Annotated in this window: 27 protein-coding genes and 2 pseudogenes; 11 read left to right on the top strand and 18 right to left on the bottom strand. The window is 57.3% G+C overall.

The genetic code is table 11. From position 1 onward, the window contains the following. Window positions 1-2: 2 nt before the first annotated feature. From queD to CR155_RS18870, 4 genes are all read right to left on the bottom strand, one after another. On the bottom strand, window positions 3-461 hold the full coding sequence (gene queD, locus CR155_RS18885) for a 6-carboxytetrahydropterin synthase QueD (protein ID WP_102071592.1): 459 nt from the start codon (window positions 459-461) through the stop codon (window positions 3-5). Next, window positions 454-1,164 carry a 7-cyano-7-deazaguanine synthase QueC gene (gene queC, locus CR155_RS18880; protein WP_102071591.1) on the bottom strand — a complete coding sequence of 237 codons (711 nt, stop codon included), beginning with the start codon at window positions 1,162-1,164 and terminating at the stop codon, window positions 454-456. The genes queD and queC overlap by 8 nt, the downstream gene beginning before the upstream one ends. Before the next feature lies 1 nt (window position 1,165). Beyond that, a complete protein-coding gene (gene queE / locus CR155_RS18875; RefSeq protein WP_102071590.1) occupies window positions 1,166-1,798 on the bottom strand; it encodes a 7-carboxy-7-deazaguanine synthase in 633 nt (210 codons plus the stop codon). 124 nt (window positions 1,799-1,922) lie between these two features. Then, window positions 1,923-2,825 (bottom strand): ChaN family lipoprotein, encoded by a 903-nt coding sequence (locus tag CR155_RS18870; protein WP_102071589.1) that lies wholly within the window; start codon window positions 2,823-2,825, stop codon window positions 1,923-1,925. Between the two features lie 132 nt (window positions 2,826-2,957). Between CR155_RS18870 and CR155_RS18865 the strand changes: the two genes are divergently transcribed. Continuing rightward, complete coding sequence (locus CR155_RS18865; protein WP_199171827.1) at window positions 2,958-3,914, top strand: DMT family transporter; 957 nt, start codon at window positions 2,958-2,960, stop codon at window positions 3,912-3,914. On the opposite strand, the pseudogene CR155_RS21180 reads toward CR155_RS18865, so the two are convergent. The 3 genes and pseudogenes from CR155_RS21180 to CR155_RS18855 form a co-directional block, all read right to left on the bottom strand. Continuing rightward, window positions 3,902-3,991, bottom strand: a pseudogene (locus CR155_RS21180) (RidA family protein); the annotation flags it as partial. The gene CR155_RS18865 and the pseudogene CR155_RS21180 overlap by 13 nt on opposite strands. A gap of 26 nt (window positions 3,992-4,017) precedes the next feature. Then, a pseudogene (locus CR155_RS18860) lies at window positions 4,018-4,194 on the bottom strand (VOC family protein); the annotation flags it as partial. 109 nt (window positions 4,195-4,303) lie between these two features. Continuing rightward, on the bottom strand, window positions 4,304-6,469 hold the full coding sequence (locus CR155_RS18855) for a TonB-dependent receptor (protein ID WP_102071588.1): 2,166 nt from the start codon (window positions 6,467-6,469) through the stop codon (window positions 4,304-4,306). 256 nt (window positions 6,470-6,725) lie between these two features. On the opposite strand from CR155_RS18855, the gene CR155_RS18850 reads away from it, so the two are divergent. Further along, entirely contained in the window at window positions 6,726-8,057 is a 1,332-nt protein-coding gene (locus CR155_RS18850) for a PepSY-associated TM helix domain-containing protein (RefSeq protein WP_102071587.1), read from the top strand. 11 nt (window positions 8,058-8,068) lie between these two features. Here the strand turns inward: CR155_RS18850 and CR155_RS18845 are convergent, their stop codons facing one another. Further along, window positions 8,069-9,277 (bottom strand): MFS transporter, encoded by a 1,209-nt coding sequence (locus CR155_RS18845; RefSeq protein ID WP_102071586.1) that lies wholly within the window; start codon window positions 9,275-9,277, stop codon window positions 8,069-8,071. 256 nt (window positions 9,278-9,533) lie between these two features. On the opposite strand from CR155_RS18845, the gene catA reads away from it, so the two are divergent. Together catA and CR155_RS18835 are read left to right on the top strand one after the other, a co-directional pair. Then, window positions 9,534-10,445, top strand: a complete 912-nt coding sequence (gene catA, locus CR155_RS18840; protein WP_102071585.1) for a catechol 1,2-dioxygenase — start codon at window positions 9,534-9,536, stop codon at window positions 10,443-10,445. 33 nt (window positions 10,446-10,478) lie between these two features. Next, window positions 10,479-10,871 (top strand): YkvA family protein, encoded by a 393-nt coding sequence (locus CR155_RS18835; RefSeq protein WP_102071584.1) that lies wholly within the window; start codon window positions 10,479-10,481, stop codon window positions 10,869-10,871. 76 nt (window positions 10,872-10,947) lie between these two features. Here CR155_RS18835 and CR155_RS18830 read toward each other — a convergent pair whose 3' ends face one another. Then, window positions 10,948-11,649: a FadR/GntR family transcriptional regulator gene (locus tag CR155_RS18830; RefSeq protein WP_102071633.1), complete on the bottom strand. Its 702-nt coding sequence runs from the start codon at window positions 11,647-11,649 to the stop codon at window positions 10,948-10,950. 140 nt (window positions 11,650-11,789) lie between these two features. On the opposite strand from CR155_RS18830, the gene CR155_RS18825 reads away from it, so the two are divergent. Together CR155_RS18825 and CR155_RS18820 are read left to right on the top strand one after the other, a co-directional pair. Then, window positions 11,790-12,659, top strand: coding sequence for a fumarylacetoacetate hydrolase family protein (locus CR155_RS18825; protein WP_102071632.1), 870 nt, complete (start codon window positions 11,790-11,792; stop codon window positions 12,657-12,659). A gap of 43 nt (window positions 12,660-12,702) precedes the next feature. Further along, complete coding sequence (locus tag CR155_RS18820) at window positions 12,703-13,698, top strand: tripartite tricarboxylate transporter substrate binding protein (protein ID WP_102071583.1); 996 nt, start codon at window positions 12,703-12,705, stop codon at window positions 13,696-13,698. A 148-nt stretch (window positions 13,699-13,846) separates the two neighbouring features. On the opposite strand, the gene bdcA is transcribed toward CR155_RS18820, so the two are convergent. Further along, window positions 13,847-14,560: an SDR family oxidoreductase gene (gene bdcA, locus CR155_RS18815; protein ID WP_102071582.1), complete on the bottom strand. Its 714-nt coding sequence runs from the start codon at window positions 14,558-14,560 to the stop codon at window positions 13,847-13,849. A 77-nt stretch (window positions 14,561-14,637) separates the two neighbouring features. On the opposite strand from bdcA, the gene CR155_RS18810 reads away from it, so the two are divergent. From CR155_RS18810 to groL, 3 genes are all read left to right on the top strand, one after another. Then, window positions 14,638-15,228 (top strand): TetR/AcrR family transcriptional regulator, encoded by a 591-nt coding sequence (locus tag CR155_RS18810; RefSeq protein ID WP_102071581.1) that lies wholly within the window; start codon window positions 14,638-14,640, stop codon window positions 15,226-15,228. 305 nt (window positions 15,229-15,533) lie between these two features. Then, a complete protein-coding gene (locus CR155_RS18805; RefSeq protein WP_102071580.1) occupies window positions 15,534-15,821 on the top strand; it encodes a co-chaperone GroES in 288 nt (95 codons plus the stop codon). A 30-nt stretch (window positions 15,822-15,851) separates the two neighbouring features. Further along, on the top strand, window positions 15,852-17,501 hold the full coding sequence (gene groL / locus CR155_RS18800) for a chaperonin GroEL (protein ID WP_102071579.1): 1,650 nt from the start codon (window positions 15,852-15,854) through the stop codon (window positions 17,499-17,501). A 294-nt stretch (window positions 17,502-17,795) separates the two neighbouring features. Here the strand turns inward: groL and CR155_RS18795 are convergent, their stop codons facing one another. Continuing rightward, on the bottom strand, window positions 17,796-18,761 hold the full coding sequence (locus tag CR155_RS18795; protein ID WP_102071578.1) for a Bug family tripartite tricarboxylate transporter substrate binding protein: 966 nt from the start codon (window positions 18,759-18,761) through the stop codon (window positions 17,796-17,798). 108 nt (window positions 18,762-18,869) lie between these two features. After that, the gene (locus CR155_RS18790; RefSeq protein WP_102071577.1) at window positions 18,870-19,886 is read right to left on the bottom strand and encodes a LacI family DNA-binding transcriptional regulator; all 1,017 of its coding nucleotides are present in this window, start codon (window positions 19,884-19,886) and stop codon (window positions 18,870-18,872) included. A gap of 93 nt (window positions 19,887-19,979) precedes the next feature. On the opposite strand from CR155_RS18790, the gene CR155_RS18785 reads away from it, so the two are divergent. Next, window positions 19,980-20,384, top strand: a complete 405-nt coding sequence (locus CR155_RS18785; protein WP_102071576.1) for a diacylglycerol kinase — start codon at window positions 19,980-19,982, stop codon at window positions 20,382-20,384. Window positions 20,385-20,413: 29 nt separating this feature from the next. After that, entirely contained in the window at window positions 20,414-21,229 is an 816-nt protein-coding gene (gene pyrF, locus CR155_RS18780) for an orotidine-5'-phosphate decarboxylase (RefSeq protein WP_102071575.1), read from the top strand. On the opposite strand, the gene CR155_RS18775 is transcribed toward pyrF, so the two are convergent. Genes CR155_RS18775 through ribBA form a run of 6 tightly spaced genes read right to left on the bottom strand, consistent with a single transcriptional unit; the run spans window position 21,213 to window position 25,491 of the window. Further along, window positions 21,213-21,719 (bottom strand): CinA family protein, encoded by a 507-nt coding sequence (locus CR155_RS18775; RefSeq protein ID WP_102071574.1) that lies wholly within the window; start codon window positions 21,717-21,719, stop codon window positions 21,213-21,215. The two genes, pyrF and CR155_RS18775, sit on opposite strands and share 17 nt — an antisense overlap. Continuing rightward, entirely contained in the window at window positions 21,716-22,240 is a 525-nt protein-coding gene (locus CR155_RS18770; protein ID WP_102071573.1) for a phosphatidylglycerophosphatase A family protein, read from the bottom strand. The genes CR155_RS18775 and CR155_RS18770 overlap by 4 nt, the downstream gene beginning before the upstream one ends. Window positions 22,241-22,270: 30 nt before the next feature. After that, window positions 22,271-23,230 carry a thiamine-phosphate kinase gene (thiL, locus tag CR155_RS18765; RefSeq protein WP_233214417.1) on the bottom strand — a complete coding sequence of 320 codons (960 nt, stop codon included), beginning with the start codon at window positions 23,228-23,230 and terminating at the stop codon, window positions 22,271-22,273. A 31-nt stretch (window positions 23,231-23,261) separates the two neighbouring features. Next, window positions 23,262-23,756 (bottom strand): transcription antitermination factor NusB, encoded by a 495-nt coding sequence (gene nusB / locus CR155_RS18760; RefSeq protein ID WP_439650465.1) that lies wholly within the window; start codon window positions 23,754-23,756, stop codon window positions 23,262-23,264. Continuing rightward, window positions 23,749-24,306 carry a 6,7-dimethyl-8-ribityllumazine synthase gene (gene ribH, locus CR155_RS18755; RefSeq protein WP_102071570.1) on the bottom strand — a complete coding sequence of 186 codons (558 nt, stop codon included), beginning with the start codon at window positions 24,304-24,306 and terminating at the stop codon, window positions 23,749-23,751. The genes nusB and ribH overlap by 8 nt, the downstream gene beginning before the upstream one ends. Window positions 24,307-24,321: 15 nt before the next feature. Continuing rightward, window positions 24,322-25,491, bottom strand: a complete 1,170-nt coding sequence (gene ribBA, locus CR155_RS18750; RefSeq protein WP_102071569.1) for a bifunctional 3,4-dihydroxy-2-butanone-4-phosphate synthase/GTP cyclohydrolase II — start codon at window positions 25,489-25,491, stop codon at window positions 24,322-24,324. Between the last annotated feature and the right edge of the window lie 45 nt (window positions 25,492-25,536).

Genomic DNA, 25,536 nt, shown 5'->3' with positions numbered 1-25,536 from the left:
GTTCAGAGCCGGGCCGTTGTCGCCACGACGTCGACCCAACAGTTGGGGGTTTCATAGAGCCGTACGCGGCTCAACCGCAGTGTGCCTTCGAATCGATCCGCATAGTGTGGGGCGAGCGTATCAAAGGCCAGGTGCGCCAGGTTTTCGGCCGTCGGTATGCTGTCCAGAACCACGGTCTTGTGGTCTTCCAGCGTAGCCAGAAATTCCACCACCGCTGTATCGCCCCGGAACACCAGAAAGGCATGGTCCCACTTGTCGACGATGTGCTCCCTGGCTATTGATTTCACTTCCGAGAAATCCATCACCATGCCATTGCTGGATGCTCCAGGCACCGTGACAATATCGCCGTCGAGCGTGACTTCCATGACATAGCGGTGACCGTGCAAATTCTTGCATTGACTACGGTGGTCGGGGATGCGGTGGCCCGCATCGAACTCCAGCTTTCTGGTGATACTAGTCATCACGCGCCTCTGCACTTGCAATAAATTGCCGGTAGCCTCGGGCGCGCAACTCGCATGCGGGACAACTTCCGCAACCGTAGCCCCAGTCGTGCCTGATAGACCGGTCGCCCAGATAACAGCTATGGGTATGTTCCTGTGTCAAGGCGATCAGTTTCCGACCGCCCGTCGCCTCCGCAAATTTCCACGTTTCTGCCTTGTCCAGCCACATGAGCGGCGTCTCAATGCGGAAGTGCTGGTCCATGCCCAGGTTCAAAGCCAGCTGCAGCGCCTGCATGGTGTTGTCACGGCAGTCGGGATAACCGGAATAATCCGTCTCGCACATGCCGCCGACGAGAGTGCCGATGCTTCGGCGGTAGGCCAAGGCCGCGGCATAGGTGAGGAAAAGCAGATTCCGGCCCGGTACGAAGGTGTTGGGCAAACCGTTATCGGCAAACTCGATTTCTTTTTCCGCAGTCAGGGCGCAGTCGGAAAGTTGACCGAGCAGGCTCAAGTCCAGCACATGATCGTCGCCCAGGCGCTCAGACCACTCGGGAAACTGACTTTTCAATTCACGAAGAACGTCCTGGCGACATTCCATTTCAACAATATGGCGCTGTCCATATTCGAAGCCTATGGTCTCGACGTGTGTGTAGCGGGCCAGGGCCCACGCCAGGCATGCGGTCGAATCCTGGCCACCGGAGAAGAGTACGAGTGCGCGCGACATACTAGCGAATTCCGATCAATTTATGGGTTTGAATGCTAAGTCGCCAGCGCGGATGAGCCAGGCAATACTCAATGGCTGCCTGCGTATTGGCGACCTGGTCAGGCCCGTCCATGGGTTGCAGCCAGAACTCGTCGAATGGCAAGTCTTCCAGGTGCGCGGGGTCGATGCCGGGCTGCGGAAAAACCAGCTTGAGCTCCTGTCCTTGTCTCACGATCCAGTCCGTCCCCACCTTGGGGCTGGTACAGAGCCAGTCGATACCGGCCGGAGGGTTCACCGTTCCGTTGGTTTCCACCGCGATCTCGAAGCCACGAGCGTGGATGGCGTCGATCAAGGGTGCATCGAGCTGGAGCAATGGCTCGCCGCCGGTAAACACCACGAAGCGAAACCGTTGCTGTTCACCCCATACCGACTCGATACGATCGGCCAGAAGATCGGCGGTCTTGTATTTGCCGCCCAGTGTTCCGTCGGTTCCTATAAAGTCCGTATCGCAAAACTGACATTGAGCGGTACTGCGATCCTGCTCGCGTCCAGACCAGAGATTGCAGCCCGAAAATCGACAAAATACAGCAGGCCGGCCAGCCTGCCCCCCTTCGCCTTGCAGGGTCAGGAATATTTCTTTTACTGAATAAGTCACACGTGCTTTACTTTGCTTCTAACAGGGCGATATGGGAGGTTGCTGCGCCGGCTCACGAATGACGGGCCTTTGGGCAGGGTTACATAAAGGCCATTGTATTTCATTGCCCGCGAACCATTTTTGCCTAGTTCTTGAACCTTTCTTGCAAGGTCTCGCAGGGGTCGGAACGAGGCATTGCCGACACCACGATGTTCCGGTCGAACAGTTCCGGCGCAGCCGCGGCTTCCGTGAAACCCACGGCCAGCACGGCATAACCGGTCAACCACCTGGCAACGCCCTTGTCACGGCGAACGTGCCCATTGCCCGCCAGCAGCACAACCGGCATGGGCGCTGCTGCACCGCCCGACCAGGCCGTCCGCCGCATCAACAAGGCCATCATGGCATCCCGCGCGATCTGCGCCGTAGCCATGCCCTCGTGCAGAGACGCGGGAAGCATGCCGCAATGACCATCAATAACCTCCCTGATCTGATCCTGCAACAAGTTCGGATCAGGACCGTCCTCCAGACCAAGCTCCTTCAGCTCCTCCGGAGTGAATACGGTCCCTAGACCAGAATTCATCACACGTCCGGCATCCGATCGCGACAGATTGGCGGCGAGGAGCGGCAGACGATAGCGCAGGGCCAGCTCGATGACTGGTTGATAAAAGAGCCAGTCCCAGCGCCCTTGATCGGGTGACACCGCTGCGATGACGCATTGAGCGTCGACACATGATTCCAAGGCGGCGTTAAGCGATGCCTGAAACTCGCGGTCAAACTGTTCCATGGCTATTGCCGGACGCCAACCGGATTCGATCGCTTCAGTCAACGCGTCGCGACGCAATTGGTGACCCTCGGCATTATCGTGAACCTCGCCAAGCAAACTGATCGGATAGCGTGACAGCTCTTGCGCCAGCGCGGCAACATCGTTGATAGCGCGAGGCTTGGATGCGCATGCAGCCAGGATCACTGCCAACGCTCCAATCAGGAGATAGCGCCAGACGCCGTGTCGTTGAACATTGAACGGGTGCGACGCGGGCTTTTCAAGCATCAGACATCACCTCGGTAAGTCGACATTCATTGCATTATGACGTAGACCACGCCATCCGCACACCAGTGGAAAGAGCAACTTTGCCGCCTTGGGAGTAATGTATGCCATCCCGCAAACAATAGGAATTCCGAGATGCCGTTCGGCCAACGCCCCAGCCTCAACGACGACCAAGCCACCGGCCCCACTGAAGCCGCAAACCCGGACCATGGTTTGGTTGCCCGCGTGTCCCTGCTTACCGGCCTGGCCATGCTGGCGTTTGCCGGTAATTCGATACTCTGTCGGCTGGCCCTCAAAGACGGCCGCATCGATCCATTCGGTTTCACCGTGCTACGAATGGTCAGCGGCGCAATAGTGCTTTACCTACTGCTGCAGCGGCGTTCGGATCCGGATAACGCGCGAACGATCGAAGCTCCACCCGTCCCGGTCCCATCGGCCGGAAGCTGGGCCGGGGCTGCATCACTGTATCTGTATGCCATCACCTTCTCGCTCGCGTACGTGAATGTCGAAGCAGGCGTAGGGGCATTGATTCTTTTCGGAGCCGTGCAAATCACCATGCTGTTGTACGGGATACTCAAGGGCGAGCGGATTGCGCCACTCTCCATAATGGGCCTGTTCGTCAGCATTGCAGGACTCGTCTACCTTTTGCTGCCCGGCAGCAGCGCGCCGCCTTTGGGCAGTGCATTGCTCATGACTGTGGCGGGTGCATCCTGGGGATGGTATAGCGTGCTTGGCAAAGCTGTCGCCAATCCGCTCGCCACGACGGCGGGCAATTTTGCCAGGGCTATACCCCTGGCCCTGCTGACGGCCCTGCCGTTTCTGGATTCCCTGGAGTGGGACGGCTATGGGGTGCTGTACGCCGTACTGTCCGGCGCAATCGCATCAGGCATGGGGTACGCCATCTGGTATGACGTCATCAAGAAGCTTACCGTGTTGAAGGCCAGTTCCGTACAACTATGCGTACCCATCCTCACAGCGCTGATAGGTGTGGGACTTCTCGGAGAGCCGCTCACCTTACGGCTTGTGTTGGCATGCATCGCGGTGCTCGGCGGTATTGTGCTGGTATTGATCGGCAAGCAACGGAAGCCATAGAGCCATGTCACTCCGACGACGGTCAATGTCGGATGGAGCGCGTTACGCCAAAACTCTTGCACCACCTTCCAGATTGTTACTGGTGCCCCTGAGCTCAGCGCACAACGCCCATCACGGTGAACTCAACCGTCAAGACATCACCCTCTTTCCCCGCTGGATAGTCCCCGGGCGCATGGTGGACCGCATGCACCGCGCTGTCCGGGAACGTCTCGGCGTAGAACGTCGCGGCGTCCAACGCAGCGCCGTCGTACCAGAGACAAATGGTGTTCTTGTTGACCATACTCGTTCTCCTTGCAAATGGTGGCGAAGAAGTCGGACTGCACGTCGCCCTGAAAGTTCCGATTTTTACATCCGCTTTAATCCTCGATAACGACCCGCAGGTACCCACACTAAAAATCGACTGATGCCGACAACATGACAGTGCGACCGGCGGCATTCGTCGCAAACGAACCATTGGCCAGCCAATACTTCTTGTCCGTCAGGTTATCGATGTTGGCACGCAGCACCACCGCTTTGCCTGCCACCTTGGTCCGATAGCGGGCGCCCACATCAAATGTCGTGACTGCCGGCAGGCTAAGCGTATTGTCCGCGCTGACATAGGACGACGATGTGTATGCCGCACGTCCAGTGAGGCTCAGGCCGTCCACCCAGGGCGTATCCCAGTCGAGACCGAGATTGACGGTGTGGCTTGGCACCCCTGGCGCCTTATTCCCCTCATTGATGCCGTTTTGCGTCGTGGTCAGCTTGCCCTGCGTGTAAGCCGCAGAGGCCATGATGCGCAGGCCAGGTTGCAACTCGCCATAGGCGGACAACTCGACCCCCCGATTACGCTGCTCGCCGAAGTAGCCGTAGACGTTCGACTCGTCGGCCTGGGCTGCCGGCCGTGCCAATTGGTAAATCGCCATGGTGGTCGTCACGCGACCCCAGTCCACTTTGACACCAGCTTCGTATTGCTTCGATTTGTATGGGTTCAGTACTTCGCCGGCGTTCGCGTACGTAGCCCCGACCACCGTGCCGCGCGTCAGTCCCTCTGTGAAGTTGCTGTATATCGACACGTTCTCCAGAGGCTTGACCACGATCCCGGCGACAGGAGAAACGGCATCGGCCTTGTAAGTGCCCGATCTTGCCCCGGTTGCCGTGTTGTAGCTGTCCACAGCCACTGTCTGCCTGCGCGCGCCGACGGTAAGCAGCACGCGGTCTTGAGCAAAGGACAGCGTATCTGCAATGGCAATACTGTCCAGTGTGGTCTCGGACGCGCGCTGCATGTGATTGCGCAAGGACGCATTCGCAGGTAGCGGTGCAGGGTCGTAAAGATTCGAGGCGACCGCCGTCGAGCCCGGCGAGTAGGCATTGCCCGTCTCCTGGCTCATGCGTGTCACGGCGACGGCCACTGAATGGCCGATGCCGCCTGTATCAAAGCGGGCCGTCAGCCCGACATCGCCGCTAAGCGTTTTCGAGTAGGAATCGTAAAAGGAGTTCATGACGCCGAAATTGCCCTCGGCGTCGACGCCTTGACGCGCCAGCGTGACCGGGTTGACGGAGATGGGAAATACCTGTCGCACGACGTTATCCCGGTAGCCCAAAGCCACATGGCCCGTCAGATTGTCGGTAAGGTCGTACTCGAGTCGCGAAGCGATCGTTTTGTCGCGTTGCGTCAACGTGGTATCGGGATAAAAGGTGATGCGGCCATCAGGCGCTGCCGGAATCTCGGTAATGTCTGGCCGGAATCCGATCTGAGCGCGGAAATCGTCCACCTTGTCCTCCTGGTAAATGGTATCCAGGGACCACCGCAGACGATCCCCCTGGTAGTCCAGAGCAAGCGCGCCCAGGCCCAGATTCTGTTCGCCGTCATAGTTGGAGGCTTCGCCGCCGCGCACCACGCCATTGAAGCGCACGCCCCAGGCATTATTCTCGCCGAAGCGCCGGCCCATATCCAGATGGGTGCCCAGATTGGCTTTGCTGGTGTAAGTGGTGGTCAGTCGCGTCAGTGGGTCATCGTGGGCACGCTTGGTCACGACGTTGACGCTGCCCCCTATGCTTCCCGTGGGTGGAATGCCGCGCATAAGTGTGCCTGGCCCCTTGAGCAATTCGACTCGCTCCACCAGTTCCATCGGCACGCGATTGGCTGACAACAAGCCATAGAGACCGTTGAGGCCCACGTCACCCGTTCCGACGCTGAAGCCGCGGATCTGGAAGTCTTCGCCAAAACCGCCGGTTGAGGTCGTCGTACGCACTGAGGCGTCATTGGTGATGACATCGGCCAGCGTGCGGGCCTGGATGTCCTCCATCATTTGCGCCGTGTAATTGACGGTGCTGAAAGGGGTGTCCATGACGTCTTCCGACCCTAACAAACCAAGACCGCCGCCCCGCGCCACCTGCCCGCCCGCATAGGCCGGCTGTACCTGAACAGCACCCTGGCTGCCTTGGACGGTCACCGCGGGCAACACAGTGGCGGGTGCCGCCGACTGCGCGAACGCCCCGCCAGACGCAAACAATAGGCCGGCTGCTGTCAGCGGACGTGCCAGGGACGGGCGGAACTGGGGAAGATAGGACATGGGAATCACTCATTTGGGAAAGAAATCAGGGGGAGAAAACCTGCGTGCACGCTCTCAGATCTATGTATAATTTTGCAAGAGCGGTGATAGCAATCGTTCTCAATACCATTATCAATCAATTAAAGCCGGATTTTTCCCGGCCATTTTTATATACGGAAATTCCCATGGTCGGTTGTTCTCCTTTTTATGTCGGTGCGCGCGCCGGCCATGCTGCCCGGGACATAGTCATGCTATCGACACCGGCTGGATCTTAACGATGTTGTCTCCCGTCGCCTTGCGCAAATGGTCCTTCGTCCATAAATGGACCAGCCTGGTCAGCACCATTTTCCTGCTGATGCTGTGCCTTACCGGCCTGCCTTTAATCTTCGAGCATGAAATCGAACACTGGCTGACCGAGGGCGAACAGCACACCACGGCCGCCAGCGGCCTGCCCATGGCCAATCTTGATGACGTCATCCTGGCGGCTAAGGAACAGGCGCCAAACAAGGCAGTCATGTTCGTCGGCGATATCACTGATGACGGGTTCTGGTATGTAAACCTTGCCGATACGGTTGCCGGTAGCGGCGATCGGACCACCGTCACTGTCGACTATTACACGGGCCAGGTACTTGATCCGTCGGCACACCGCAGCGGCGTCATGGCATTCATGCTGCGGCTGCACACCGATCTGTTTTTGGACCTGCCCGGCAAGCTGTTTCTGGGACTGATGGCTTTCCTCTTGCTGGCAGCGATCATATCCGGGGTTGTGTTGTATGCGCCCTTCATGCGGCGGCTGCATTTCGGCGAGGTCCGCCGTGATCGCAACGCTCGCCTGAAATGGCTCGATCTGCACAATCTGCTTGGCATAGTCACGTTAGTATGGGCCGGCACCGTCGGCGCCACCGGAATGATCACGACCTGGGCTGAACTGATAGTCGGTGCATGGCGAGCCGACCAGATGGCCGAGATGGTCGCGCCGTATGCCGGCCATCCGCCGGTGACACAACCAGGGTCGCTCCAACAGGCGGTGCGTGCCGCCCAGCAGCTCGAACCGAACATGCAGCTGGGCTTTGTCGCGTACCCGGGTTCCAACATGGCAAGTCCGCACCACTATGCGGTGTTCATGCGCGGAACCGAGCCGCTCACATCGCGCCTGTTGAAACCCGTATTGGTCGACGCCCAAACGCTGCAAGTGACGGATAACCGCCCCCTTCCGTGGTACATGATCACGTTGCTCCTGTCGGAGCCCCTGCACTTCGGTGACTATGGTGGACTGCCCATGAAGATACTTTGGGCTGTGCTGGACATCGTCATCATCATCGTACTGGGCAGCGGCCTGTACCTCTGGCTCGCTCGCAGCCGAAAAGCACCCGCCGGGCCAGGACGGGCCTCGGCCAACGCGCGCACGAAGCCCATGCTGGCCGGCAACGACCACCAGCGCAGGCAAGGCAACATGCGGCAAACATGGCAAGTGCCAGTCATCGTGGCATTGATCACAACGATGGGTCTGATCGCCGCACTGGTGGGCGACGGCTGGCACGATGCCGTGTCGTGGGCAGCGCTCGCGATGCCATTGGGATTGATAGCATGGAAGTCGAGCTGCCGCTGATCCCGGCGGCCTTACTCACGTTCGCGCGGCAGGAAGATAAGTACCAACAAGGTGCAGGCGCCGGCGAATCCGAAGGCATAATCGTAGCGGCCACTGAACGCCACAAAGGCTGCAAAAGCCGTCGGAACCAGCATATTGACCACATTCACAAGAATGCTGGACCCTGCCGAGGTTTCGGAAATCAGATCGGGCGGTGAGCGACGCGCCACCTCGGCAATTTGCACTCCGTTCCAACTGGCTGCCGAGCATCCGGCGACGAAGGCCAGCACGATAATGGTCCATATCGGCCATTCGGGATTGCTCAATCCCAACAGCACCGTTGTGGTTGCCGACAGGATTGCCGCTACCGACAACGATGCCGTCGCCGAACCCATGTGGTCAGAAAGCCATCCCAATGCAATGCGGCCGATCACGCCCCCGGCTTGCATGACGGCGAATACGACCCCGGCGAGCCCAAGCGAGAATCCCAGCGCGTCGATCAGATAAATGACCGTGAACGTGAACCAACAGGTTTGGGAAATCGCAAACAGGCTTCCGACGATGGACATCTTCAATAGACCAGGATTGTCCAGAAGAGATTGCAAAGGTACCCGCAATTGATGCAGCGACTGCAGATTCGGCATGGAGAAACGCCAGCGCTCTGACGAAGGTGTTTCATCCAGTCGAGCGCTAATGCGCCAGGTCGCCAAGGTTGGCACCAAGACCAGCAACGCACATACTAAAAGCGCAATGCGCCACCCCGCAGGAACAACCATGGCCGGAATGATCAGTCCGGCTATCACTCCCCCCAGAGGGACCCCGGCCTGCTTGATCGAAAAAATGAGATTGCGTTTCCCCGGGGGCGAGTATCTTTGCAGAACCTCACTGCCAGCCGGATTTGCCGCACCATTGCTAAGCCCCATCACGAAGCATGCAGCCAGCGCGATGCCCAGGCTGGAATTCAGGAAGAACGCCATGCTGGCGGAACCGAGAACCAAACTCAACTGCAGGGTGCGCATCCCGCCTACTTGCTTGAGCAAGGCGGAGCCTCCAACCAGGATGGCCAGCCCGCCGAGCGAATTGGCTGCCGTGAGATATCCAATGGAACTGCCGCCCCACCCGAACTCTTCAGACACTGCCGGAGCGATGATCGGAATGAACCGTGCCAGGAATGATGATGTGGTTTGCAGAACGAAAATGGCCACTATGGGTTCCAGCCAGCCAGGCACTGCCTTTATCATGGAGAGTCTCTGAAGTCTTTATTTGGGGGTATCGCAGCGCAGACGGCCGGACTCTACTCTAACTTAAAATCAGTTACTCATTGACAGCTGCTTTACGCAAACCAACCAATACCTTGAAGGTATGCGGGGAGCCTTCAATAGTATTAGACCCCGCGATTGGCGACTTTTATACTTGGTGTCACAAGCAAGCCGTTACAGCCACACCGTGGTGCCAACTGCGCACGCTGGCACAGGCTATCAAAAAGGAACCGTACCCATGAGCAAGCAACTGATCGACGAGTTAATCACAAAAATCGAAGGCACCGAGGGCCCGGTTACCGACGAGCGTATCAAGGCCATCGCCAATCGCATCGTTAAAGATTTGTTTTATACGATTGAAGAATTTGACATTACACCCAGTGAATTCTGGACTGCGCTGAACTTCCTGGGCACCAGCTCGAAAGAGTTCGGACTTATCGCCGCAGGACTGGGCTTCGAACGCTTGCTGGACATTCGCATGGACGAGGCCGAGGCCAAAGCCGGGCTTAATCCGAATGTCACACCACGCACAATTGAAGGCCCGCTGTATGTCGCAGGCGCACCGGTATCTGTTGGGTTTGCCCGCTTGTGCGGCGAGCAAGAAATAGGCGACCCTTTGGTCATGGAAGGTCAGGTATTTGACGAGGACGGCGTTACACCGTTAAAAAATGCCCTGGTCGAAGTCTGGCACGCCAATCACCTCGGCAATTATTCATACTTTGATCCGTCGCAGGAAGCGTTCAACCTGCGACGGGGCATCCGGACTGACGAAAATGGGCGCTACCGTTTCCAAAGCGTGGTACCTGTCGGTTATAGCGTTCCGCCCAACGGGGCCACCGATACCATACTGAAAAAAATGGGACGCCATGGCAATCGCCCTGCCCATATCCACTTTTTTGTCACGGCCGACGGACACCGCAAACTTACAACGCAGATCAACATCGATGGCGACCCCTACCTCTGGGACGATTTCGCCTTCGCCACGCGGGAAGGCTTAGTGCCGGTCCTGACCAAGGTGAGCGACCCTGCCGAAATTACCAAATACGGGCTGAATGGCGAGTTTTCGCACATTGTCTTCAACTTTACGCTGCACGCAGAAAAAGCCAATGTGCCGGGTACAGACGTAACGCGGACACGCGCCGCCGCATAAGGGCCCGCCCTGCGACAGTCCATCCCGAATCCGATGAGTATCAGCGACAATGTAAAAGCCTGGGCCAGTCGAATCAAGCGCGACGGCGTGACGCTTTGGTTCGCAGGCAAACATCCTCGAACCCCCTGGTATGCGAAGGCACTGGGGGTGTTCGTGGTGGCATATGCGCTGAGTCCGATCGACCTGATCCCCGACTTCATACCGATACTCGGTTACGTCGATGACGTATTGCTGCTTCCCGGCCTGATCTGGTTAGCCATCCGGCTCCTGCCTTCGGACCTACTGATGGAATGCCGCGCCCAGGCAGACGAGTGGATACAAGCGAAAGGTACGAAGCCGACAAGCCGGATGGGGGCAATCCTGGTCGTCGTGCTCTGGTTGGCCATAGGCACAATGGCATGGTTTTGGGTTAAATCGGGTCCATAGGGGACATCGACACAACGCGGGACACTACCTGAAAACGCGGCGGATTCTTTGTGGTCGCTCAGCGCTTCAGGGGAGTTCAACCGCCAAACAAATTCCGCTGGATTAGTTGCAAGTGCCCGAACAGTAAGTTTTTGGCAAGGCGGGCATCTCGGTCTTTGAGCGCGTCAACTATCGCCCGATGCTGCAATTCGTATTGCTGTCTGGTTTCCGCAGTCAATGAAATGCGTTTCAAACGCCCCCACTCGCCTTGCTCCCGGACTTTATTCGTCAGGTCCATCAACTGCACAAAAAAGGAATTATGTGTGGCAAATGCGAACGCCTTGTGCAGCTCCTCGTCCCAATGTTCGAATTCATCGATACTCGTGGCGGCCTCGGACTGGTCCAGGCACTGAAACATATGCTTGAAGTCGGCGCTGGTCGCATTCTGCACGATCAATCCCGGCATTAAAGGCTCAATGAGCAGTCGAGCCACCATCAGCTCGGCAGGGCTGGTGGGCGTGGCCGCTATGATTTCTTGCGATCTAGACAAATTTTCAGCCTTGGGCAGCACAAAAGTGCCGCTGCCCACGCGTTGGCTAATAAAGCCTTGATCACAAAACTGGGCTAAAACCCGTCGTACTGATCCGCGCGATACGCCGAAAAGCTCGCCAAGCTCCCGCTCTGGTGGCAGTCTCATGCCCTTCCTCAGTTTCCCCCTAGTCATTTCAGCCATTAAATGATCGGCGAGCCTTCTCGCGCCCTGAGTTCGAACTTCCAGTAAAGTCGATGTATCCCCCACGCTTGCCCCTTTTGACAATCTGTCGCCTGTTTAATTATACCAATTGGGTAAGAATTCGATATAAAAGCCCAAATGTGGACCAATTTGATATCGGGAGTATGGTAGATTTGCGTTTTGGTATTTATTCTGACGAGTACAAAATGAAATTTGCAACGCTAAGCTACCAGGAAAAGAAACAAGTTTGTGTTATCGATTCGACGAAAAATCGGTTTTGGCCGGTTACGGATCTGATCGATACGTTCGACGGTGACATGAACCAATTGGTACAAGATTATGACCAACTCAAGGGCAAACTCGTTATTGTTTCCGGTGGCCAGGACTTAAGCGAGGCAAAGGCATTGGCGCCTATCGAGCGGCCGCGCCGTAATATTTTTTGTGTAGGCCGAAATTATCACGCCCATGCAAACGAACTTGCCGCATCAGTGTTCAAGGACAATGATAAAAACCCGCAAAGCTGGCCTATCGTGTTCACCAAGGTGCCTGAGTGCGTCATTGGTCATTTGGACACTGTCGCATTGCCGGGTGAAGTATCACAGCAGATTGACTACGAAGCGGAGCTTGCCATCGTGATCGGCAAAGGCGGTAAAAACATTTCGCGAGACGATGCCATGAGCCACGTTTTCGGCTACACCATTGTCAATGATGTCACCGCACGCGATGTACAGATTCGGCACCAGCAGTGGGACCTGGGCAAGTCTTTTGATACCTTCTGCCCCATGGGACCCTGGATCGTTACAGCCGATGAACTGGATGGCAGCAAGACCCGTGTGAGATGCTGGGTCAATGGCGAACTTCGCCAGGACGGAGCAACGCCGGATCTAATTTTCGACTTGCCCACGCTGATCGAGACGTGCTCGCGCGGTATCACGCTTTATCCCGGCGATATCATCGCCACAGGCACTCCTGCGGGTGTGGGCATGGGTATGAAGCCTGCGCAATATCTTAAATCCGGCGACGTCGTTCGTATCGAAATTGATGGAATTGGCGTTCTCGAAAACACCTTCAAGTGATCCTTTCCCCGCCTTGTTAATTCTTATAAAAAAGAGACAAATCATGCGTATCAAGTTTACAAAGTGGTCTGGCACCACAACAACACTCAAGCTGCTGGGCGCGGCGGCGACGTTGAGCTTTTCTGGCTATGCCTTGGCGCAGTATCCTGAGCGTCCCATTACCATGATCGTGCCGTTCCCGCCTGGCGGCGTGGCCGACACTGTTGCACGGCCCTTGGCCGACGCGCTGTCCAAAGACCTGGGTCAAACCGTAGTGATCGAAAATCGAGCCGGTGCAGGCGGCGCCATTGGCATCGGCTCTGCAGCCAATGCCAAGCCCGATGGCTACACGATCTTGTTAAGCCTGTCGTCCATCTCCATTCTGCCCGAGGCCGACAAAATTCTTGAGCGCAAACCCGCCTTTCGACTCGATCAGTTCAAGCCAATCGCCCGCATTACAGCTGATCCCACGGTGTTGGTCGTCAAGGCCGACGCTCCGTGGAAGACCGTTCAGGAATTTATCGAAGCCGCCAGGAAAAATCCTGGGGACATCACCTACGGTAGTTCCGGCATTTATGGCACGATGCATGTGCCGATGGAAATGCTCGCACAAGCGGCCGACGTAAAATTGACGCATATCCCGTACACCGGGGCAGGCCCGGCCGTTGCATCACTGCTCGGCGGCCATGTTCAGGCACTGGCGACAGGGCCAGCCAGCGCCATCCAGCAGATCAAGGCGGGTAAATTGCGCGCGCTGGCTCATTGGGGCGACAAACCTCTTGCGTCCCTGCCCGACGTACCCAGCCTAAGCTCTTCCGGCTACAACGCCCAGTTCATACAATGGTCTGGTGTCTTTGTTCCAGCAGACGCTCCCCAATCAGTCGTCGATACCCTGAACAATAGCTTGAACAAGATAGCGGCCAACCCTGCTTTCGCGAAAACCATGCTCGGTATCGGTAGCCCGCTGGACTACTTGGACGCAGCAAAGTTCGATGCCTACTGGAAGCTGGACTCTACATCGATCGCTCAAGCCGTTAATAAAATGGGTAAGATCGAATAGCCAGGATGGTTCCACAGTCGTGAAGATCGGGATTGCGCGCTTCGTCGATGCAATCCCGATTTTGCTATTTGCGTGTGTGGAAATCAGCATATGGCATCACCGAACTTCCGCTACGCTTTACATAACGGCGAGCGCATTGGGTCATCCGTCAAGCTCCGAATCCCCCGTCTATCGTGTGCATCGCCCCAGTCACGAAGCCGGCCTCGGGACCCGCCAGCCATGCCACCATTGCCGCGACCTCTCCTGGCTGGCCGTGGCGCTTGATGGCCATGAATCCATGCAACAAGTCTTTCATCGGCCCATCGGCTGGATTAGCGTCCGTGTCGATGGGGCCCGGCTGAACGACGTTCACGGTGATGCCGCGCGGACCGAAGTCGCGCGCCAGGCCTCTGGCCAATCCCTGCAGAGCTGACTTGCTGAGTGCATACGCTGCCATGCCAGGCACGGGCATCCGGTCTCCGTTCACCGATCCGATGACGATGATTCGGCCACCTTGGGGCATACGGCGCGCCGCCTCGACAGACGCGTGATATGGCGCATGCACATTGATTTTGAACAGCCGATCCACGGCATCCGGATCAAGTTCGAGCGCGTCGCCGAACATTGCAATTCCGGCATTCACTACCAACACATCTAGTGGGCCGCTGTCGCGCACCTGTGCGATGACCGCGGCCCGGTCAGCGCTGTCCGTTTGGACTGCCTTGCTGGTCGTTTCAGCAGCAAGCTCCTCAGCCGCCGCCTGGGAGCCTGAGTAGGTGAACGTTACGTTTGCGCCATCCGCAACAAAGCGCCGCACAATTGCCGCTCCAATTCCACGGCTTCCGCCCAGCACCAGCACAGACTTCTTGTCGAACATAGCCATCAAACACCTCTGGATTAAATATGTAGGATTGACTACAATAAACGAATTGACGATGATGTCAATCTATTTTTATAGTGATGACTAAAAAACTAATTCGACCTCGAGGTCGCCCTCGCAAATTCGATGTTGATGAGGCCATCGCGACTGCTCAGCGCCTGTTCCATTCCCGGGGCTATGAAGCTGTCAGCGTGTCGGACGTGACCGACGCGCTGGGCATCAACACACCCAGTTTCTATTCGGCCTTCCAAAGCAAAGCCGGTCTTTATGAGCGCGTCATCAACCGGTATGCCGACCACGGAGCCATCCCGCTTGCAGATATCCTGCGCCCCGACCGCCCGGTAGTGGAGTGCATCACCGCAATGCTTGAAGAAGCGGCACGCCGATATGCCACCGACCCCGCCGCCACTGGATGCATAGTGCTGGAGGGATGCCGGTGCAGCGACGAAGAGGCCCGTGCTGTTGCACGCGCTGCGCATGTTGCTGCCGTCGAAGTCATTCGCACCTACATCGCTGCTCGACACTCCTTAGATGCACCGCAACTTACGGAGTACATCAGCACGCTGATGATTGGCCTTTCCGCACAGGCGCGCGCCGGAAAGGGACAGGACACCCTTCTTGAAACCGTACGCATAGCCAGCCTTGCCGTCGCATCCACCCTTCGCGCGTGACCCCCGCCGCCATCTCGGCTCAGTACCAGGAAGACCCAAACCGAGTCCAACTGTAGATTTGGAACGAGCCGTGTCTGTGGCGTCCGCTTTGGATCGGCTTTGGGCATTGACATTTGGCTTCGGAAGGCGAACGTTCCTGTCTTACTCTTGGTAAGACGACGACAATCGACATATATCTCGAAATGTAACAAACATACCAGCCCCCTTGAAGATATCCATATCGTCCTTATAATTAGCACTCGTAGCGGTGGAGTGCTAACACGCCACCCTAACCCGATTTTTATCAATAACACAGGAGTTCCTTCATGGCACTGCGTCCTTTGCACGATCGCGTGATCGTCAAACGTCTGGACAACGAGCGCACTACAGCCTCGGGTATTGTTATCCCTGAGAGCGCCGCTGAAAAGCCCGATCAGGGTGAAGTCATTGCAGTCGGTCCCGGTAAAAAAACCGAAGACGGCAAAATTCTTCCTGTTGACCTGAAAGCGGGCGACAAAGTTCTGTTTGGCAAATACGCCGGCCAGTCTGTCAAGATCGATGGCGAAGAATTGCTCGTCATCCGCGAGGATGAAATCCTCGCCGTGGTCCTGTAATTACAAACGAATCAAGTAAGGAATTCTACAATGGCTGCTAAGCAAGTTCTATTTGGTGATGACGCACGCGTACGTATCGTCCGTGGCGTCAACATTCTCGCCAATGCTGTTAAAACGACGTTGGGTCCCAAGGGCCGCAACGTTGTCCTCGATCGCTCCTTCGGCTCCCCAACCGTAACGAAAGACGGTGTGTCGGTTGCCAAAGAAATCGAACTCAAAGACAAATACGAAAACATTGGTGCGCAGCTGGTCAAGGAAGTCGCTTCCAAGACATCCGATGCCGCTGGCGACGGTACCACAACCGCAACGGTATTGGCTCAATCCATCGTTGAAGAAGGCCTCAAGTACGTTGCAGCCGGCATCAACCCAATGGACTTGAAGCGCGGTATCGACAAAGCGGTTGCCGTTGCTGTCGAAGAACTCAAGAAGTTGTCCAAGCCTTGCACCACCAGCAAGGAAATCGCTCAAGTCGGTTCCATTTCGGCTAACAGCGACGCTTCGATCGGGGAAATCATTGCCAACGCCATGGACAAGGTCGGCAAAGAAGGCGTTATTACCGTCGAAGACGGCAAGTCGCTGGAAAACGAACTCGACGTCGTCGAAGGCATGCAATTCGACCGCGGCTACCTGTCGCCTTACTTCATCAACAACCCCGACAAGCAAGTCTCGGTTCTTGAAGATCCGTATGTCCTGATATTCGACAAGAAAATCAGCAACATCCGCGACCTGCTTCCTATCCTGGAACAAGTTGCCAAATCCAGCCGTCCTCTGCTGATCGTTGCTGAAGATGTCGAAGGCGAAGCCTTGGCTACGCTGGTTGTCAACAACATCCGCGGCATCCTCAAGACGACCGCTGTCAAGGCACCTGGTTTCGGCGATCGTCGCAAAGCCATGCTGGAAGACATCGCCATCCTGACGGGCGGCACTGTTATTTCGGAAGAAACCGGCATGTCGCTTGAAAAAGCGACTCTGGAAGAGCTGGGTCAGGCAAAGCGCATCGAAGTGGCTAAAGAAAACACCACGATCATCGATGGCGGTGGCGACGGCAAATCCATCGAAGCGCGCGTCAAGCAGATCCGCGTCCAGATCGAAGAAGCCACTTCCGACTACGATCGCGAAAAACTGCAAGAACGCGTTGCCAAGCTGGCTGGCGGTGTAGCAGTGATTCGTGTCGGTGCTGCTACCGAAATCGAAATGAAAGAAAAGAAAGCACGCGTTGAAGATGCTCTGCATGCAACACGCGCCGCTGTTGAAGAAGGCATTGTTCCTGGCGGTGGTGTAGCCTTGATCCGTACACGTGCCGCTGTTGCTTTGGTCAAGGGCGACAACCCTGACCAGCAAGCCGGCATCAAGCTCGTTCTGCGCGCTATCGAATCGCCTTTGCGCACCATTGTGGCCAACGCTGGCGACGAGCCCAGCGTAGTCGTCAACAATGTGGCCAACGGCACAGGCAACTACGGTTACAACGCTGCAACTGGCGAGTACGGTGACCTGGTCGAGCAAGGCGTTCTGGACCCCACCAAGGTAACCCGCACTGCATTGCAAAATGCAGCATCGATTGCCAGCCTGTTGCTCACGACAGAGGTCGCAGTGGCCGAAATCGTCGAAGACAAACCTGCGGGTGGCGGTATGCCCGATATGGGTGGCATGGGCGGTATGGGCGGAATGGGCGGCTTCTAAGCCAGTTTATTCCCTACCTTCTGCCGGCCCGGGTCTTGTGCCCGGGTCGATCAGGCCGAGTTCTGTATTGCACAGAACCCGGCCTTTTTCATATGAGCCGAGGAGCTCGAACCAATCAGTGGTTCGCTGATGCCAGGGACGGCCCCGCATGCATTGTCACATTGGCTTCGACGATTGCCATGACGTTGAAGAAACTGAAAGACGCCGCGCTTTTTCATGAAAAAACCCCGGCATTGAACATCAACGCTGGGGCTATTCTTTGTAACCGGACTTGGTGCTGCCCGGAGCAGCGGATCAGTTCGCGGCGATACCGGCGGTATCGATCACCTTCTTCCAGCGGGCCAATTCTTGAGCCTGGAATTTCTCGAACTCTTCGGGCGTATTCCCTACGATTTCGAACCCGACACCCAGAAGATTGGGCTTGACCGCGGGGTCGTTCAGGGCCTCGACAATGCCATCGCGCAGCTTGTTACGGATATCCGTGGGCAGGCCTTTGGGGGCTGCCACCGCTTGCCAGGAATTCACCACCACGTTCTTGATGCCGGCTTCTTCCATCGTTGGTACATCCGGAAGCAATGGCGAACGTTTTTCGCTGGTGACCGCCAGCGCCTTCATCTTGCCGCCGCGAATGTGGCCGATGACCGCATTGATGTTTTGAAAGGAGTAGGCAACCTGCCCGCCCATCAGGTCGGCCTGGGCAGGCGCGCCGCCCTTGTATGGCACATTGACGCCTTTGGTGCCGGTTTCCTGCCAGAACAATTCTGCGGTCAGGTGATCCGATGACCCATTGCCCGACGTGGCGAACGTGACTTCGTCGGGGTGCTGCTTCATGTATTTGACGATATCCGCGACGGTGTCGCCGCCCTTGGCGGCCGGGCCGGCGACCAGGACGTTGGGGGCCTGAACCGCTACGGTGATCAGGTCGAGATCTTTCGTGGGATTATATTGCAGGGTCTTTTGCAGATGCGGGTTCACCACAAACACAGACAACGATGAAACCAGCAACGTGTACCCGTCGGGCGCGGCACGTGAAACTTGAGTAGCGCCGATCGCCCCTGTCGCGCCTGGCTTGTTTTCGATAGGAAAAGCTTGTCCGAACTTGGTGGCCAACTTTGCACCGATGATGCGGCCGATATTATCGGTGGAACCGCCCGGTGGGAATGGCACGACAATGGTCACGGGGCGCGCGGGATAATCAGCCGCCTGCGCAAAAGTCGTGACTGATAACAGTGCCGCAGCCACTATATATTTAAACTTCATCACCCTGTCTCCTCGACTGTTAACGTTAACATTTTTGCCATCATAACGTAAGGCTTGAACGCGGCACTAAAATATCAGATCGTGGTTTACCCGTATAGCACGAAGCAACTAGGTACTTTCCCGTTCCATGATCGAGAAGCCAATGTCAACAATACGTAGCCCCGGATCGAGACCGTTGGCACGCGCGATGATGAAATCCGCCGCTTTCGCACCTATTGCGCTGCCGTCGATACGCACCGTCGTCAACGCCGGGTACAGGCTGGCCGCGAAATCGAGGTCGCCAAACCCGACAACCGCCAATTGTTGAGGTACTCGCAGGCCTCGTGCCTGCGCCTCTGTCAATACGCCCAATGCAAGCATATCGGAGCTACAGAATACGCTGTCGACCTCCGGGAACTCTCGCATCAGTTGCGATAATCCGGACCGCCCGATGGCGAGTGTCGTGGGGGCGGGTAGTTTAAGGTGCCGCACAGGCTCCATGCCCAACTCGGTTGCCCGCTGTATAAAGGCCATGCTGCGTCGGGTCGCACGAACGTCCTGTGCGGAGAGCAGCGCGGGAAAACGAAAACCCCGCTGATGAAAAAACTCACACACCTTTATGCCGACTTGTTCGTGCGAGAATCCCACCAGCATGTCTATCGGCGCATTGCTGAGATCCCATGTTTCGACGACCGGGATGCCCGCTGCCCGCAAGCGCCTGCAACCCTGATCGGAATGCATTACACCGGTCAGCACGATGCCGTCGGGGCGTCGGCCTATCAAGGCATTCAACAAGGCGTCTTCCTGCAGTTCGCCGTCGTAGCCGCTTTGCCCGAGTATGAGTTGGTAGCCGTGAGTCGTAAGCGTTTGCGTCAGCGCCTGTATCGTTTCGGAAAAAACAGGACCGGAGAGCGTAGGGATCAATGCCGCGACCAACCTCGCGCTTTTCTTTGCATTCAGGCCCTTGGCCAACAGGTTAGGCACATATCCTGTCTGCTCCACCGCCTGCAAAACCCGGGCAAGTGTCGAGGCGGACAACTGGCCTGGATTATTCAATGCGCGTGATACCGTGATCGCCGAGACATTGGCGACGCGGGCCACATCGTGGACGGTCACGCTGTTCGAGCTTATGGAGTGTCGTGTCATCGAAGGGCCGGTAATGGTTTAGCAGGCATAATATCGATTGTACCGACCGGGGCACATTAGCCCCTGTGGCAGGCAGTATCTTTTCGTGGCGCCATGACTTCCAGCAATTCATCCTATAAAAGTAAAGGCGGCGTAGGCCGCCTTTTCAAGGCCTTGCGCTATTCCGTGCAGGGATTTGGTGCCGCCTTCAAGCACGAGGCCGCATTTCGACAAGAGCTGCTACTGATCGTGTTGCTGGCACCCGTGGCCTTATGGATCAGCCGCAGTGTGGGCGAAATGCTGCTTCTGATCGGGTCGATGTTGTTCGTCCTGATCATCGAGATTCTGAATTCCGCCCTGGAGGCGCTTGCCGACAGCATCACTGTAGAGCATCACCCGATGATAGGGAGGGCGAAAGACCTCGGCAGCGCAGCGGTTATGCTGTCAATCGGGCTGTGCATCCTGGTCTGGCTGTGCGTCATCGGCGCCCATATGTCTGGCGGCAGCCTCATATCCTAGTAATACTTACTAAAACTTGCGACGCATTCATGATCTTCACACAGAAACTCGAACACGCCTGGGCGACTTCCAACTCCATGCTGATGGTTGGACTCGACCCGGATCCACAGCGCTTTCCCGCTGAACTGCAAGGACACCCGAATGCCATTTTCGAGTTCTGTCGCGCCATCGTCGACGTAACCGCCCCGTATGCCTGTGGCATAAAACCGCAGATTGCCTACTTCTCGGCCACGCGCGCCGAAGCACAGCTGGAAGCACTCTGCGAATATATCCACGAAAACCATCCCGGCCTCCCTATTGTGCTTGACGCCAAACGGGGCGATATCGGGTCCACAGCCGAACAGTACGCTCGCGAGGCTTACGAGCGCTACCAGGCGGACGCCGTGACCGTCAGTCCCTATATGGGCTTCGACACGATACAGCCTTATCTGGCCTGGAACAGCAAAGGCGTCATCGTACTTTGCCGAACATCCAACAAAGGCGGTTCCGATCTCCAGTTCATCGAATCCAAGGACGACACTCCTTTATACCTTCATGTCGCCGGACTGGTTGCTGATCATTGGAATACCAACGGTCAATGTGCCCTGGTTGTCGGCGCCACATTCCCGGAAGAAATTGCGAGAGTCCGCGAGCGTGTGGGCGACATGCCCTTGCTCGTGCCCGGCATCGGTGCGCAGGGCGGCGACATCCCGTCTACCGTGAAGGCCGGCATCGATAGCAAGGGTACCGGTATGATGATCAACTCATCGCGGGCCATTTTGTATGCCAGTGGTGGCGACGACTGGCGCGAAGCAGCGGCACTGGCCGCCAAGAACACCCGGGATGCGATCAACGCTGCCCGATAAGGCCGATGGCGGTTTCCAGTGCGAAAGCGACCGACGCGTTGCGTATCTGCCTGCGGTCCCCTTCAAAAACCTTGGTCATGGCGCGCGTGACAATACCCTGGGACGTGCGCCGGGCGAATCCAAAACACACCATACCCACGGGCTTGCCCGGCGTGCCGCCATCGGGCCCGGCGATGCCAGTGGTCGAGATGGCAATATGTGCAGGCGTGGCAACCGTAAGCACGCCGGACGCCATCTCCATGGCGGTTTCTTCGCTGACCGCACCGAAACGCTCCAGCGTATCGACGCTGACCTGCAGTTCCTCGGCCTTGGCGGCATTGCTGTAGGTGACGAAGCCACGGTCAAACCATTGGCTGGACCCTGGTGTATCGGTCATCGCTGCCGCCAGCAATCCGCCAGTGCATGATTCAGCGCAAGCAAACATCAAGCCTTGATCGAGCAAGAGCTGCCCGAGAACGGGCGCATAGGACAACGTTTCGTGATTGCTCATGGGAAAACCTCAAGTCTGACGAGAATGGCAATTACCAGCAAACTGTAGACCGCCGCCACGATATCGTCCCACATCACGCCAAAGCCGTTCTTGAAATGGCGATCGAAGAAGCTGATGGGAGGCGGCTTGATGATATCGAAAAACCGAAACACGACAAAAGCCAGCATTTGAGCCATAAGGACGTCAGGCGTCAGCCATAATACAAGCCAGAAGGCCACCACTTCGTCCCATACCATGCCGCCGTCGTCCGCCTTACCCATTTCCTTGCCGACTCGATGACAGGTCCAGCAGCCCAATGCAAAAGCCGCTAGCAGCACGACAGCAATGTAGGTATCAGACAAGCGTGACACCCCCCCTACCCACAACAGCCAACCCAGCAACGTGCCCCACGTGCCCGGGGCGGGACGGATCAGTCCGCTGCCCAGCCCGAATGAAATGATGCGCGGAAAGGACCGGAACACCCAGGCGGCGCTGGGCTTGAAAGCAGGTTCAGCACGAGCATCAGTGTCGAAGGCCGGCATACGAAGGTCTAATAGAATCCGAAAGAAACGTCAGGAAAAATGATCGAAACCAGCCTGCTTCGTTACGATGAAGGTTGAACCCGGACCCTTGATGCGCAAGCCCGGCTGGGCCACGATCGAGCCGACGCGCGTGACCTGGATCGAGGCACCCTGCGCCAAGGCTTCGATACTCGCCCTGACATCTGTCGGAGCGGTGAAACATAGTTGATACACATCGCCGCCTGAGAGGACAGCATCTTGCACCAGCTCATCGTCCAGACCGTGCAGCGCCGCTGCGACGGGCAGCGCATTGTAGACGAGCTCCGCGCCGCAGTCACTAGCTTTCAGGATATGACCGAGGTCTTGCATTAGGCCGTCGGAGATATCCAGGGCGGCATGCGCGATGCCTGGCAGTTGCTGTGCAAAGTGCCAGGGCGGGAGCGGTCGTTCCAGGGCGTGCCGCGTCGCAGCCAGCAAAGAGGGATTGACCGGAAGCCGGTTCTGCAGCAGACGCAAGGCGATATCGGCGGCACCCAGCGTCCCCGTGATCCAGATATCGTCGCCCACCCGCGCAGCGCTTCTGCGCAAGGCAAGCTGCGGCTTGACCTGGCCCATGACAGTTACGCTGATAACAATGCCGGATAAACTTTTTACGGTGTCGCCGCCAACGAGGGGGCAGGCAGAAGCTTGCGCCAGCGCGTGAAACCCATCGGCAAAACGCTGCAACCAATTATCGTCGATCTTGGGAATGGACAGGCTTAGCAGGCAAGCCAGCGGCTGTGCGCCCATTGCGGCAAGATCGGACAGATTGACCGCCAGCGACTTGTGTCCCAGTGCAGCCGGGTCGACATCGGCAAAAAAATGCCGACCTTCTATCAAGAGGTCGGTGCTGGTGGCGAGATGGTGACCCGCCGCCACCGGAAGCAAGGCACAGTCATCGCCCACGCCAAGAAAACCCGGCGGCGCAGGCCGCGTGAAGTAACGTGCTATCAGGCCGAACTCGGAATTCAACACGCCCTCCAAGGCATTTAGCGGTGTCCGGCTAGCGCCGCGGAGCCGCCTGGACTTCAGCCGGGCGAACATCGGCGGCCATTCTGTCGAGCACGCCATTGACGAATTTGAATCCGTCTGTGCCACCAAAAGACTTGGCCAGTTCCACCGCTTCGTTGATCGCAACCTTGTAAGGTACTTCGGTATGATGGATAAGCTCGAAGCTGCCTATCAGCAGTATGCCGTGTTCGATAGGAGAAAGTTCAGCAAGTGGCCGGTCGATGTAAGGCTGGAAGCTTTCGCGCAAAGCCGGCGCCTCGCGCAACACGCCATGCAACAGAGTCTTGAACCATGTCGCATCGGCTTCCTGGAACTCCTCGTCGTCGCGAATGTGCGCATCGATGGCGCCCGCTTCCTGTAATCCGGTGTCGCCATGCAGCAGCCATGAGTAGACACCTTGCAGTGCAAACTCGCGCGCACGTCGCCGCGCGCTGCGACTATTGGCCCGGGGGGAAGCGCCTGACGACGCACCCGGCGTGTTATTTATCGTCAAAATCTTCGTCCTCGTCCTCGATATCGTCTTCGTCGTCCTCGTCGTCTTCGTCGTCTTCGTCGTCATCCAGGTCGTCTTCGGATTCGGGCTCGAGGGCCGCGACAAGGTTAGCCATCTCGACAGCGCTCCGCGCGCAATCACGCCCCTTTTCCGTTGCACGAGATTGTGCCTGCTCGTCGGTATCGGTCGTCAGCACGCCGTTGGCCACCGGGATGCCGGTTTCGAGCGCAACGCGGCTGATGGCTGCGGCGCTTTCATTGCTGACGATTTCAAAGTGATAGGTGTCGCCACGTATGACCGCACCCAAGGCGATCAGCGCATCGAATTCAAATGTTTCTGCCATTTGTGCCAGTGCGACACCGAGCTCGAGCGCGCCGGGCACCGAGACCAGCATGACATCGCGTTCGTCAACGCCCAATTCGGCCAGTTCGGCCAGGCAGGATTCAAGCTCGGCTTGCCCGACCGGCTCGTTGAAGCGAGCCCGCACAATGCCTATATGCAGACCCTCTCCATTCAGATCGGGAGACAAAGTATATGGGTTCATAGTCAGAAATTCCTGTTATTGGGTGGAAAGAGGTTCGCTATCGTAACCCGTTACGGCCAGGGAAAACCCTGCCATACTGGGCATTTTTCGGGGTCGGGCCAACAGGCGTGCACGGCCAACGTTCAGGTCGCGCATGATTTGAGCGCCGATGCCGTAAGTAAGCAGTCCGTAGCGACTTTCGCGATCGCCAGCGCGGCTTTCATGGTCAACAGGCTGATTCCAGGATTCGAACTGGCTGAAAAGCAGGTCTGGCGAGCCTTGGCAGTTCAACATGATAAGGACCCCCGAGGGCGAGGCGACGATGGCCTTGAGGGCCTGTTGCACGCTCCAGCTATGCGACGTTGCGCCTTCGAAGAGCACGTCAAGCATGGTCGAAGGCTCGTGTACGCGTACCAGCGTCTCGGTATCGCGTGTGATGGTGCCATGAACCAACGCCAGGTGCGGCGCGCCCGAGGACAAATCGCGATAGGCCACGGCCTGGAATTCGCCCCACGGTGTCTGCATACGACGGCTGGCCAGCCGTTCGATCATGGACTCGTGTTCGCTGCGGTACTGGATGAGGTCGGCGATGGTGCCAATTTTGAGGCCATGCTCGCGAGCGAATAGCTTCAGGTCGGGCAAGCGCGCCATCGTGCCGTCAGGTTTCAGGATCTCGCAGATGACCGCAGCCGGAGTAAGGCCGGCCAATGCGGTGAGGTCGCAACCGGCTTCGGTATGCCCGGCGCGCACCAATACGCCGCCACGTACTGCCTGCACGGGAAAAATATGACCAGGTTGGACGAGATCGGACGGCTTGGCGTCGCGCGCCACCGCCGTCTGGATGGTACGGGCTCGGTCGGCGGCCGAAATACCGGTATCGACACCTTCAGCGGCTTCGATGGACATTGTGAAATTCGTGCCGAACCGCGTGCCATTGCGACTGGCCATGAGTGGCAGATCGAGCTGTCGGCAGCGCTCTTCGGTCAGGGTCAGGCACACCAGTCCGCGCGCATGAGTGACCATGAAATTGATAGCCTCAGGCGTGACGAACTCGGCCGCCATGAGGAGATCGCCTTCATTTTCGCGATCTTCTTCATCCACCAATATGACTTGCCGGCCCGCGCGCAACTCGGCCACAATATCGGTAACGGGAGAGATATCGCAGGCCTCTATGGCGTTGATATCCAGATCGGAAGGCTTGCTCATGACATGTGCTCAGTAAAAAGTTGGGTCATTTTAACGCCTTCCGGG

The organism is Pollutimonas nitritireducens (assembly GCF_002849615.1).
Classification (GTDB): domain Bacteria; phylum Pseudomonadota; class Gammaproteobacteria; order Burkholderiales; family Burkholderiaceae_B; genus Pollutimonas; species Pollutimonas nitritireducens.
The sequence above is the reverse complement of the archived record's forward strand: the minus strand, read 5'-3'. Positions and strand labels throughout refer to the sequence as shown.